The 13052-nt window shown below is 45.0% G+C and carries 9 protein-coding genes; all 9 read right to left on the reverse strand.

Annotated features, from left to right (window positions below; translation table 11 throughout):
- Position 1 precedes the first annotated feature (1 nt).
- From ACXAD8_RS03045 to ACXAD8_RS03085, 9 genes are read right to left on the reverse strand one after another with little or no spacing between them, the layout of a single operon-like run.
- On the reverse strand, positions 2 to 1048 hold the full coding sequence (locus tag ACXAD8_RS03045) for a pentapeptide repeat-containing protein (protein WP_475224760.1): 1047 nt from the start codon (positions 1046 to 1048) through the stop codon (positions 2 to 4).
- Positions 1026 to 3644 (reverse strand): DUF2169 domain-containing protein, encoded by a 2619-nt coding sequence (locus ACXAD8_RS03050; RefSeq protein ID WP_475224762.1) that lies wholly within the window; start codon positions 3642 to 3644, stop codon positions 1026 to 1028. Before ACXAD8_RS03050 ends, ACXAD8_RS03045 begins: the two co-directional genes overlap by 23 nt.
- 4 nt (positions 3645 to 3648) lie before the next feature.
- Positions 3649 to 6447, reverse strand: coding sequence for a contractile injection system protein, VgrG/Pvc8 family (locus tag ACXAD8_RS03055; protein WP_475224765.1), 2799 nt, complete (start codon positions 6445 to 6447; stop codon positions 3649 to 3651).
- A complete protein-coding gene (gene tssG, locus ACXAD8_RS03060) occupies positions 6444 to 7460 on the reverse strand; it encodes a type VI secretion system baseplate subunit TssG (RefSeq protein ID WP_475224768.1) in 1017 nt (338 codons plus the stop codon). Before tssG ends, ACXAD8_RS03055 begins: the two co-directional genes overlap by 4 nt.
- A complete protein-coding gene (gene tssF, locus ACXAD8_RS03065; RefSeq protein WP_475224771.1) occupies positions 7424 to 9253 on the reverse strand; it encodes a type VI secretion system baseplate subunit TssF in 1830 nt (609 codons plus the stop codon). The genes tssG and tssF overlap by 37 nt, the downstream gene beginning before the upstream one ends.
- Positions 9253 to 9669: a GPW/gp25 family protein gene (locus tag ACXAD8_RS03070; protein ID WP_475224773.1), complete on the reverse strand. Its 417-nt coding sequence runs from the start codon at positions 9667 to 9669 to the stop codon at positions 9253 to 9255. The genes tssF and ACXAD8_RS03070 overlap by 1 nt, the downstream gene beginning before the upstream one ends.
- Positions 9669 to 10214 (reverse strand): Hcp family type VI secretion system effector, encoded by a 546-nt coding sequence (locus tag ACXAD8_RS03075; RefSeq protein ID WP_338292579.1) that lies wholly within the window; start codon positions 10212 to 10214, stop codon positions 9669 to 9671. Before ACXAD8_RS03075 ends, ACXAD8_RS03070 begins: the two co-directional genes overlap by 1 nt.
- 23 nt (positions 10215 to 10237) lie before the next feature.
- On the reverse strand, positions 10238 to 12331 hold the full coding sequence (tssC, locus tag ACXAD8_RS03080) for a type VI secretion system contractile sheath large subunit (protein WP_475224777.1): 2094 nt from the start codon (positions 12329 to 12331) through the stop codon (positions 10238 to 10240).
- A gap of 46 nt (positions 12332 to 12377) precedes the next feature.
- Entirely contained in the window at positions 12378 to 12617 is a 240-nt protein-coding gene (locus tag ACXAD8_RS03085) for a hypothetical protein (RefSeq protein WP_229527275.1), read from the reverse strand.
- Between the last annotated feature and the right edge of the window lie 435 nt (positions 12618 to 13052).

Consider the following 13052-nt stretch of genomic DNA (forward strand, 5'->3'; position numbering starts at 1 on the left):
ATCAGGCTACTGCCTCCGAAATTGCCTGCAACTTGTCCGTCTTCCTTATCATTTTTTTAATATTTTTCTTCCAAAGCGTATTATCTTCTTGCAATTTATGCCAGTTTGCAGCGGTAAAATCACAATTCTTCACAGTACTCTGTTCGATAATAGCGTGGGACCAGTCGCTCATGGTTAGGTTTAAGTCAATAAATTCACAAGAATGCCACTGTGATGACATCCACAGGCTCTTGTCTGCAGAACATTGCGCAAATTGACTTTGCGTTGCTGACACTTCACTAAAATTAGTTTCAATTAGCTGACAGTCTGCGAAGTGCATCAGCTGAAATTTTGCCTTCAAAAACAGAGCTTGTTGTAAATTGCAGCGGTTAAATTGGCATTGATTGAACTGGCAGTTAATAAAATTATTTGTTTGCCATTGTGCATCATCAAATGTGCAGTTATTAAATTCGCTTTCATTAAAAGAGCATGATTGCCAGCTCAAGTTTTGCCAATGTTTATCTGCAAACTGACACTTCAGGAATAATCCACGCTGCACCTTACATTGCTCTATCGCCACCTTGGCAAAATCGGTTTCGTTTAAAACAAAGTTATTCATGTCAGAATTTGTAAATGTGACTTGATTACAAGCCACCTGCATAAAAGCGCTGTCCAGCCATTGTCCCTGACTAAAAGTAAACTCTTGTAATTGTCCCTGAGTTAATGCACAACGCTGTACGACACATTCAGTAAAGGAAATTTGCTGATTTTCACAGGCTGCCCAGGAAGACTCCAGGAACTGGCACTGCTTAAATTCTACCTGGTGTAATTTCGAAGCATGCCAGGTGCAAGTGGCAAACTGTGCCTGTTCAAAACGACAGTTTACAAACTGACAATTTACAAAGGTGCATTGCTGGAATAGGGTTTCACTGAAAACCTGATTTTCGAAGTTAACCTCCTGAAAAGTCGCCATAGGTAACTCCAGCCCGGTAAAGTCGACACCGTTAACTTCCTCTTGAGTGATTAGGCGGTTCAAACGCGCCAGTTTAAGCAGCTTTTCTGTCGGCATTGCGCCACCTCTTAAGTGTCAAAGGGTCAATGTTTTCAGCGGCTTTGAAATTACTGTCAAATACCAGAGCCGTGAGGGCATCTGCCCGGTAAAAATTGGCGTCTTTAAGCTGGCATTTTTCTAACAGCGTCGTTCTTAATAATGCGGTATAAAAATTAGCGGCGGTCAGGTTACACTCCACAAATCGGGACTCAGACAAGATGGACTGAATAAACTGCGCTTTTTTAAAGTTGCCCTGATGAAAATCAGAATCTCCAAGATCACATTGATTAAAAGCAATGTCAGGGGCATGCCAGTATCGTCCATCAATGCGCCGGAAGCCAGATTGTGTGGCGTGGGCTGCTGCAAAACAGCTACCGGCTAGTTTGCCGTCACCGCTAAACTGGCATTTTTCTAAAGATGCTTCAGAAAAGTTGGCTACGCTAAAGTCGCAATCCAAAAATGCACAGCGCAGTAGTTTTACCTGACAAAATTGATTTAACTGAAAATCCGTGTTCATGGCGACGAACATTTCAGCTTCAATTTGTGAAAAATCGCAATCCCGACAGTGACTATTTGCGATACTGACTTTAGTAAACTGGGCGGCCCTGAAGCAACTGCGTTTCAGGTGCGATTCAAAAACAACACTCAGGCGCATATCTGCACCGATAAAGTGAGAATTTTCCAGATTCACTTTCATCAGTAGGGCATTGCTGAGATTGGCAGAATTAAAAATTGGGGCTATGCCTACTGTGCTACTGAGATTGGCTTCATGCAAATTGGCGTTGCTAAAATTTGTATGGCTAATTTTGCAGCCCAAAAGCGCGGTTTTGTTTAGATTAGCTGCGCTGAGATTGGTGCTTTCCAGATTGCAATTTTCCAGGTTAGCCTGACTTAAATCGAATCCTTGTAAATCCAGCTGGGAAAGGTCGGCTCCTGACCAGTTTCTCGCTGCAAGAGATTCGCCATTGTTCAGGGCTTGGATAAATATCGCGCGTTTTTCCTGAGCGTATTCATCTTCCGGCCAATCAGATATGGGCGTCATGCTGTATTGCTGGGCTTTAAATTGTTGCTCTTCCAGCATCTTCAGTTGCTCTTCATCCAGATCCAGGCTTTTGTCTTTAGACAAAGCCTGCATATCCTCTATTTTGTCTGAAAGATTTCCTTTGCCATCAATGGCTTTAAGCTGTTCCGCATCCATTTTTTTTAATTGTTGTTCACGTAATTTTTCCGCTTCTGCCAGTTGTGCTTCCATTTCCTGTTGTTGCTTTTCGGCTGCCTTCTTTTGTTCCTGAAACTCTTTGAATAACGGAGCGGAACTGAAAGAGCCGCGCTTAATCGCAGCTTTTGGGATCAGCACTTTGGGCTTCTCAAGTTCGGGGGCCTCAAAGCCGGGCGGTAATATGCCGCCATTGGCTTCCCTAGCTTCTTCCATGAATTGCGCCTGTTGCTCTTGTTGTAATGCTTCGGCTTCCGCCAGTTCCTCTTCCAGCTCATTTTGTTCCGCAGCTAACTGCTCGACCGTTTTAATTGGCGATAGCGGTGCTTCATCGGAAATGGCTTCCAGCGCAGTTTCTGGGTCTAGTCTCAAAGCGAGAGCTTGTTGATAGTGTTCAACCGTTCTGGGATTGTCTTGTAATGCCTCAAAGGCTATCAGGTTGGCTTCAATATCTCTGGCGTCTAGTTGCTGAACTTCAATCTGACCATGCCAAATAAGTGCGCCGACATTGATATCAGGAAACAACCAAACAGTGTCGAGATGCAGCTGCACTTCCTTAAAATTGTTTTCCCGGTCGTTTGTTTGAATAAAACTTCTGGGATAAACCCCAGGTAATTCCCCTTCAAAAATAGGCTGATTTTGCACAAGATTCGCCAGGGTATAGGTTTCATCACCGCGCAGATAAGTATCAAGTTGTTGATCTTTCCGCGCTGCCTGGAATAACCGAAAGTCAGTATCGGGTGCCAGATTTGGAAAATGATTTTCCAGCCAGTCTTTGGTTTTATAGTTACCGTTGTACTGACTGCGCTGCGAATGATTGATCGTCAGGCTGCCAAATCCAGCCGGTGGGTATTGCTTGCCTGGGCGTTTAACGCTGTAATCATCTTCTTCGATGTTTGGCGCTGGGATGATTTTATCTTGTGCTGTAAAACCAGTGCCAAACGGATTATCCTGGTATCCTTCGCCGCCGTAGGCATTTTGTTCGTTGATAAATACCGATTCCCATAGCGCCGGTTTACTCAATTTGTAACCCAGCAGCCCCTTATGCCAATGACGATCACCGTGTATTTTTAGGCGCTTTTGTTTATCTCCGAATTTAATGCCAACTGAAATGGCTTTGGCGCTTTCCGGGTTCGGGTTCCAGGCACTGCCTGCCAATAAAAACTCCGCTGTAGGCTTGGGCATCACCATATCTAATATTTGTGTGCCCAACTGTTCCTGTACCAAAGGCCATTGTAGGTTTTCTGTGTAAATACCGTAGGGATTGTGCGGGTCGTCTTCGCCAGGCTGGGTACCTAATTCAAAAAATATCACCGGGGCTGAGACAAAATAATGCCGAAACTTAAAGGTATAAGCTTTGTGTAGTAATCCGACTTTCTGTGGTTTGATGACTTTCATCGTCTTATAACACCAGCTTTGCCGAACTGAGAATTTCTAAAATAGCGCCTTCGATCGACAAGGTAGAGCGGTTATCTATGCTCAGCGTGGCCCCGCCACCGGTAATGTTGAGGTCAGTTGAACTGCCGGTGAGGTTTAATGACGAGCTTTCTCCCGTAAGGTTTAAAGAAGCACTACTACCCGTTAAATTCAGGCTACTACTGGACCCGGTTAGATTAAGGCTGCTGCTTGAACCGGTGAGCCCCAGGCTGCTTGTTGAGCCCGTTAAGGATAAGCTGCTGCTGCTACCCGTCAGAGATAAATTTGAGCTGGCACCGGTCAGGGAAAGGTTGTCAGACACACCGGTTAAAGACAAACCACTTTGCACGCTGGTTAAGTTTAAGCTGGAGGATATGCTTGTCAGGTTCAATGAGGAAGACATTGTTACTATGCCAACGCTGTTTGACATGTCTGTAACAGATACGTTGTTTGACATGGTGGTGATGCCAATTCCGTTTGCCATGTCAGTCATGGAAATGCTGTTACTCATGCTGGTTGTGCTCATACTGTTACTTGTGCCAACCGTACTGGTGCTGTTTGAAGTTCCAACGGAACTCACACTGTTGGACGTACCCACAGTACTTTTACTGGTTGATGTGCCAACTGTACTGGTACTGTCGCTGGTATCAACAGTTGAAATACTGACCGAGCCACCAGTTTGAGTCGACTCACTATAACTACCACCTGTTTGCGTAGAGTAGCTTTCTTGTTTTCCTATGTGCAGGTTTTTGCTGTAAGTATCTCCATAAATTGAAGAGTCACTATAATTTACATAGGACATCATATCGCCAGGGTTATCTGAAGCATCTGGACCATTACCCATTCTTGAAATCGAATGGCTGCGTTCAGTAACGGAGAAGCCGTAAGAGCTGCTTTCTGAATAGTTGACGCTGTTGTAATTGCCACTTTTACGGTGTTTTTCCACTATTGTTCGGGCTTTATTCAGCGGAGTAGTGATATTGGCGCCAAAGCTGATGCTGGTGTTATCGCCGTAACTGGTGCTGTAGTTATTGCCGACATTGGTAGAGCAGGTGTAATCCTCGGGCATGATGACTTTATTGCCCTTGTTTTGCATAATCTGGGTGACTTCCGGGATCTCATTGTTGTCCTGAGAACGAGATACTGTAACCCAGGCCCCGGTTTCCGGAATGGTTTGCATATGTTCGGCAAGCTTTACCCAGTGAATGGAGTCCGGATCATCCACAAAAGTGACGTAAATGCCGCGACAGTTAAACTTTTGTTGACCATTATCGTCAAACTGAAAGTCTTTTTTATCGTAGGCAAAGCCGTCTTTTTCCAGGTACTTTGCAGAGCTACCCTCGTAGTCAGTTTGACCTGAGTTGTCTACAACCAGCGCTAAGATACTGCCCTGGTTTTCCTGTGGCGGCGAAAAAGCGTTTGCCAGGCCATTGGCATCCATGGCCTGAAAAGAGTTTGAATAGTCTCCGGCGGCGCTGCCTTGATGCTGTACCTGAGTAACCACGAACTCAAGACCATCCAGAGTAGGGCAGATCGGCATCGAACCGTCGTCATCGTACTTTTCTTTGACCACGAATTTATGTCCGGCTTTTAATTCCGGGCAAGAAGATGAGCCTGAAAAATCAAAACGCGATGCCACCAGACGGTTCATGTGGTTGTCGGTGACCGTATTGATTTCTTTTTCAGATGCGCCGTATTGCACCATGTTGAGAAACTCCATATTGAGCTTCTCTTTTTTATTGGTTTTATTAATGAACACCGGCGTGGCCATAGCGGTGTTTTGTGATTCCCAGGTCGCTTCTTTTTGTGCCAGAACCGTGGTGATCCCAGAGGTAGTCAGGTTTTGCTTGTAAGTAAACTGAGTGATGTAATCGTCTCGTTCCAGGCTTTGCTGATGGGTGTAACTTAGATACAGCTCTTTCAGATCATGGGTTTCTTCAACATTGCCTTCACTATTCACCTTACGAGCATAGATACCTGTGTAGTAGGGCTGATCAGTGATGATCATTTTGTGATGTTTATCATCGTGCTCAAAGTAGTAAAACAAACTGACCTTCTGCATTAGTCGGTTCAGAAAATCCAGATCTGTTTCACCTGCCTGAAGCCAATCCTGTTTGCGATAGCCAGCCAGCCCACGCACTACTCTGGAAGGCTTCTTCTCTAATTCATCTTTGTTAAAGTCAATGCTGTTTTCGCTCAATATCTCAATAATGACCTCCAGAATGGTTTTTTGAGAGAATAAGCGGTAGTTATTTTGTAATGACAATTTGAAAAGCGCTGGTTTTAGCGTCGCTGAGTAGACCCCGCGTTCCGCCATGGAAAAATTGGTAATAATACCGTTGAAGTACACCACCGGACGTGCCTCGGGATATTCACCTTCGAATACATCCTTTTCGGTTTCCGGCGCGCCTAAGCGGATACAGGCCTTAGCGCCGAGAATTTTCTGGAAATCCAGAGTTTGTGAGGTGATCCCACCTTCGCTCAATAAGGTACCATACTTACCCGCTAATTCTTTTCCCCAGGGTTTATTGATACCTGAAGAAAAATAGGTATTGGCTCTCAGGTTGAGGTTGAGATCAAACATCTGAGATAACGATTCTTGTCCTGAGAAGTTCTGCAAACGCAAGGTCTGATCATCAATGATGGTGCCGTCATCAAGTTCGATGTAAAAATCCAGGCTACAACGGGGAGAAGGAGGCGTGTCTGAACGACTGGTGCCTGGGTAATCAGTGTAACCTACCTTTTCCGCTATTTGCGTGGTATTGGTGCCTGTGTTGTACCTCATGCCACTTCACCCCAAAATTGATTTTTCAGCGTTGGTGTTACAGTGAATTTAGGTAAGTTAAGGGTTTTCCCTGTGCCGTGATCGGACTTCAACCAGCTGGATTGCCCAAGGAACATAGATGATTTACTACTTAGCTGCGAGTTAGGTAAATATTCCCAGTCCAGTTGTAGCCGTACATCGATTTCGTAACGCCCGTCAGTAAGGTAGGCCAGCATAGATTTAAGTACTTCGTGCAGGTTGCCACGGGGCATCAACTGACGACATTGATCGATGTTTTTTAATCTCAGCAATAAATCAATTTTGGCCTGGTTATCCCAGTGTTTTTTGCCTAACCCAACGCCAGAGCCCAATACTGCCTTGTCGCTGCCTAATCGAGTCTGCCACTCTTCCGGTAGTTTGCGCCAGCCACCCTTACAGGGATCGATTTCCACTTTGCAATCGAACATACATTCGATAATTTGCTTTAACGAAGAGTAGTTTTGTCTGTTTCCGATTAATAGCGCAGAAAAGGTCAGCAGCTTTTCCTGAGTGATCGGCAACCGTTGAAACAAATCAAAAGTTGCCAGCCCGGTTAAAGACTCCAAAATATTAAACAGTTCGCTATTAATGCTGATATCGTTGAACAGCATTGGGTCCAGGCGTTTTTTGGTGTCGTACAGAAGATGTAAAAGGCGATTGTTAAACAGATCTAAAAAGGCTTCCGGACCCCGATTGCCTTTGGATTTTTGCTCTAAAAGTAGATCATTGTAAACGTCAGGCAGAGGACCTTGCTGTCCTGTCAGCGCGTAGCCGTTGACCTTGACTTCGGTTACTTTGTGATCTGAATACAAGTTGGCGATGAAGTTAGGCATGAACGCCTGCTCATTGACCGCTTTATAGCGGATTTGTGGGATCCCTTCTTCTTCCCGCACTACACACTCAAGCACGCGAATGGCTTGATAAAAGTTAAACTCTTCTGCCTGACCTTGTAATAGATCTAGGCTAGATATTTGTGACCGCTCAGGGGTTTCCACTGATACACCTTCTTATTACCGACCATCAGTTCCAGCCGGACAAATGAGTTGATATGGGCGAACAGCGCCAGGAATTGATTTAATACAGAGCCGAATAAGATCATGCTGCTGCCTTCAAACTTTCTTCCGTACAATGTGAGTTTAAAATTGACTCCGTGGTAATAGCCGCGCCAACCACTTTTTTGCACCGGAAACATATCGTTTTCTGCAGTGAAGTTTTCAATACTCTCTATTTGACGCTGTGCAACGTTATTATCTTTGCCGGCATACATGCTCAAAATCGATGTGAGTGAATCTTGAGCCAGCTTAGGGTCGGTCAATGATACATAATACAAAGACAGATGGGATAGTACTTTCCACATGTGTTCCGAATTGGCTTTTTGAGAGCGGTACCGGGTAGGGCGAGTCAGCAAGCGAGCCGTTTTTATTGGTGAAGAGCCAATAACGGTAAATTCCTGACCGATGTTAAACAACTCACTCCAGGTACGGTTGCAGCAAAGGGTTTCTGCATACAGGGTCTCACCAATGGGAATGTCTCGTACAAACGCCTCACTAAACACGGAAAGCCAGGTTTCGGTGCCCGGTGTTTTGGTTTTATGGCTGGCTTCGGTTTGTGCCATCCAGCGAAAATCCGAATCTTTATGATCGCTTTTCACAATAGAGAAATAGGGCTGCAGCTCCTTAGACTCACCGCGCCGGTTCATCGAAAAGACTTTGTCTACCCGATATATCTCCTGGCAGTCATAGTTTTCCCGGCTGGGGAATAACTTGTAACGATAGTCTTTGTGAGTCAGAGGCAATGGCTCAGTGGTTTTCTTGAACAGATTCACCACTGGAATACAGTTTAGCTTGAGACTGTTTCTGGAAAGCGTAATGTTTTTTGGTATTGGCTCATCAAACACTAACATCAGGCGCAGTGACTGATTAAACTGGACGCGCTCCATGCCATTGATTTCAAAAAACAGAAACTTTTCCGGGAAGTGAAAGTAGTCGAATAGCAACGAATAACCCAGGTCCTGTTGATTAGTGCAGGGCATGGTGCGTTCATCGTCTTCGTATCCACAGAATTTGAGATTCTCCTTGCTCAGGTTTGCCACCCGTTCACCATTAGCGTCGTAAACAACGGCTCCGACAAAGCCTTTCGCAAGGAGATTGTAAAACTGATATTTCGCGGTATCGTCCAGATTAATAAAAAAGCGCAGCGGGCTTTTCATCAGCAGTCCATCGGCGGCTGCTTCCGGGGATGAAACCAGGTTAATGTCTATAATCGACTGCCCGGTTTTGAAATGGTTGCGCACATAATCTTGCTGATTGATGGGAAACTTAGCGATGGAATTGACTTTTAGCGGCCACAGATTAACCAGGTGACAAGAGGAAAAGCGGCATTGATTCAGACGCGCAGTGGCTTCGGTTTTACCAGTTACGTTAATGGGTTCGAATTGGCGCTGCCCGTTAAACTGGTAGCCATTGTCAAAATCTGCTGAAAACCCGTCGACGTCACACTCCATTATAGCCATGGAAGGGATAGAAGATACCAGTTGCGGGTAGAGTTGTTGCAGTAAAATCGCTGGTAACTGCTTAGTCTCTGCTTCCATATTCTGGCGCAGACGGCTGGTCATCCAGGCAAAAGATTGCAGCAAAAGTTCGATGTGTGGATCCCGGGATTTACCCTGGTTCAGGGCTAATTCGTCGGCGATCGCTGGATAGTCACGAGCAAATTCCAGTGCGTCACTGCGCAATTCGGCGAGTTCAGATTTAAAGTAATCTGTTAACTGGTCCCTTGAGTGACTCATTACTTAACTCCGGTGACGCTCAGGGTATGACTAAAATCTTCTCTTACATCTGCTACTTTAATTTGACCTGATACCGCTATTCTTTTTGGGCTTAACGGATTTTTGTTGCCCGTAAGGCTAACTTTGGGATTGATAATACGTGGTTCATAATTTTTAACCATTTCAAGTACTTGCTCCATTAATAGGGTGCTGTCTTGATTATTGGCTGCATAGTCTACCGGATTATCAATGCCAAAGTTAAGTATCGATTTCTCCCCTTTGTGGCCTTTTTGGATGCCATCAAACCAGGAGCGACCCGATACTAAACGTTGGAGCTCCTCTCTGATCGACTCCCGCAAGATTCTCATTTTGCCAAAGGTGTCCTCTGGCATTTTGAGATCTGGCTGACAAAGTCGATCAAAGAGAAAGCGACGCATTACATTGGTCCTCTGTTACGCGCCACGCTCCAGCTGTATACGAAGCTACCGGTGATCTGAGCCTGACTATCTTGATGCGAAGTAGTCCACTCGATATCGGTAAAGTTAAGCGTGATTTGCTCAGTTGCCATGTCATTTGGATGTGACTGGGCTTCTACAGAGCTAATCATGCAGTTATACAGTTTCACGGTCATGATGTTACCGATGATAGAGTTACCGTCACCATCCATATTTGCGTTGCGGCAAAGGAAGATTTGAGTAGGCTCTGAACCATCATCAATCGGTGCTGCGGATAAGCAGTGTTTGTATAAAAGCGGAGACGTTTTATCCAGATACTTAACCGCAGTAATATCATTTAAGTTAGGCCGACCAGAGGTACGCGCTGCGTTACTCACATCGGTTGTCATCTGCTGTTTCATGCCAAAATGCATGGAAACCAGCTCGATACAACCCGACAGATCATCTCCTGCGTCTACTAGTTCACCATCAATTAAGCTGGCACCAGCAAGGTCTTCCAAACCCGGTTTCAATAATACTAAATCCATAACGATTTCCTCTTAACTAGTTATCAGGAAGGAAGATCTGCCACCAGTCGAATCGACGTGGAAAGTTCTTCTAACTGAAAATGGGGTTTCAGGAACACTGTGGCTCTGTAAGCGCCAGGCTTTCCTGGTACATCTGTTACATCAATACGTGCTTCACGCAGTGGATACTTAGCCTTAATGTGTTGTGGCGGCGTATCATCCAGAAGTACATATTGTGCGATCCAGGTATTCAGATAGTTTTCGACGTTTTGACGCGTCATAAAGCTACCGATCTTTTCACGCATGATGACTTTGATGTAGTGAGCAAATCGAGATGCAGACATTACGTATGGCAGCATGGATGAGATGCGCGCATTCGCGGTTGCTGAATCAGTCAGGTACATTTTCGGTTTGTTGGTACTTTGACCACCAAAGAATGCGGCCTTATTGGTGCCTTTACAGTGACAAATTGCCATGAAACCAAGGTCGTTTAGCTCTTTTTCACGACGGTCTGTAATAGCGACCTGAGTCGGGCAGTTAAGCTCAATATCACCGCTTTCGGTTTCGAATGTGTAAGCTGGCAGACCTTCTACCAAACCGCCACCTTCTACACCGCGGATAGCCGCTGTCCAACCGTGTAACGAGAAGGCATTAGTAATACGCTGGCCTAGGATATATGCAGGGTTACTCCACAGGATCTTACGAGCATCTACTTGCTTTAACGTTCTTTCTTTGCTGTTACCTTCTTCATCGGTGTCAACCAGAGTCACAGCCACATCTTCATCGAAGTAAATGCCTTCAACCGGGTTGTTTTCGTGATGGTAAGGTAAACGCATCATTACTTTTGGTAATGTCAGCGTTACATAGCGCGAATCTTCACTTTCGCGGAATGAACGCCATTGGATTAACTCCGCACTTTCAAACAGCTTGCTTAAGTCGCGAGGTTTGTAAAGGTTGGAGAAATCATCCATATCGAATAACTTCGCATAGGCTGAAGCAATGAATGGAGCGTGAGCTGCTGCGGCAACTCCTGAAATCATTTCCAGGAATTTAAGGTCACGAGCAGTACGACCGAATTCAAAGTCACCTAACAGGACACTGTAGGGTTCGCCACCGAAAGTACCGTACTCTTCTTCATAGATGATTTTGAATAATGCACTTTGGTCAAACTCAACCGCTTTATCCAGGTCTTTGAACAGATCCTCATAAGATACATTCAATAAACGGATTTTCAGCTTATTGTTGGTTTCTGTGTTCATTACCAGGAAGTGTAAACCTCTCCAACTGCCTTCCAGTGTTTGGAAGTCATCATGGTGAATGATGAGATTCAGTTGCTTACTGATAGTGACGTCTTTTTCAGCAATACGATGGGTTAACATACCACCATGGTTGTAATCCGGATTATCACCTTTAGGGATCAAATCGTCTTTAACCATGATTTGCTCAACGTATTCGGCAATCAGCTCAATGGCATAAGGCTTTTGTGAATCTTCCAGAATCATCTGGCCTTCACTCAGCATTCTGGCAATGGCCTTACCGTCTTCCAGCTCTGCAGCGTATGCTTCCAGGATTGCGGCTTCATAAGCAGCCTGGTCCATCTTGCGTGCTGCGCGCTCTGTGCGGGCTGCCTCGACGGCGTCTTTTGCTCCGGCAACCGCTGCTTTGATAGCGTCGCCTTGTTCTGAGTCAGATAATAACTCAGACAATATGCCGTTAAGACCGTCATTACCATCTAACTTGGCCATGAAGTCACGTAAGCGACTGCGCTCAAGGTAGATTGCATTTAATTTAGGGACTCGCTGAACAACCACAACAGGATCAAAGTCGTCGATGTGCATAAATGGCACGTTGACAGACAATTCGCCTGATTCGTCAGGAAGTGTGTTGGGTACACTGAATTTGACACGAGGTTCAATTGATTCAAGTACCTTGTTGAAGTTATCGCGATCAATCTGAACCATTTTACGGTCCCGTAAAGGGGGTAAAACTTTATCAGATTTAGCAGAAAGAGGAGCTATAACACCCACGATAAATGGGATCTCCTTTTTCTCCAACGCGCCGCCCGTTTCTACGTCATAGGTAATTTGTACCCGAGGTGGGCGAACCCTGCTTAGTTTATGTTGTATGCTATTCGACATTCGACTAGCCTCCGTTGATAAAAATTAAGCGTTAATTCGTAGCTACTTAATGTAGTGCCTCTCGAACATAGATAACGCGCCCTCCATATACTCTTTTATGCAGTTCTCCTTCGACAACTAACATTTCAAGAGCTTCCATAACCAGATCCCTGGCGTTGTTCATGCTTTGTTTGGTAATCCACCAACTCGCAATGCCTTCAACAGTATCTCCAGCATGCGGATTGCCACGGAAGTATTCCCTGATGTCCTTGGCAATGCTTTCTACTTTGACCGGTTGTGATGCCATATCTCTCATCCACTTATTTCGTTAAATTAGGACTTGTCCGCTAAAATTAAGCGCATTAACCGTGCCAACTTTTTTGTTTGCGTAACCTATTGAAAAATATAGGGTTTTAAAATGTGCATTTTTTCTATGTAGGGGTTATTTGCCCTGGTAAAAATTAACCAATTCACCTACAGCTAAGGTGTTTTAGGGCGTGCGCTTGTTTTAGGGTTAAACAGACCTACGGGGCACATTGGCCCTATACATAAAATCAGGGATTTGGTGGTTTTTTGCTCGGTTACGCGTAGTTGTGTTGCGGGAGAGTTATATAGGGCTTGGGGTTAAAAGATGATTTGGTAGCAAATGTTTAAGTCTTGGTGGATGCAGCGGTAAGGCTTAAACGCCATATATCTTGGGATGTGTGTCCGAAAGATGTTTGAGTTATGCGTTAGATTTCAA

This window comes from Planctobacterium sp. AWH2_060 (genome assembly GCF_056158425.1).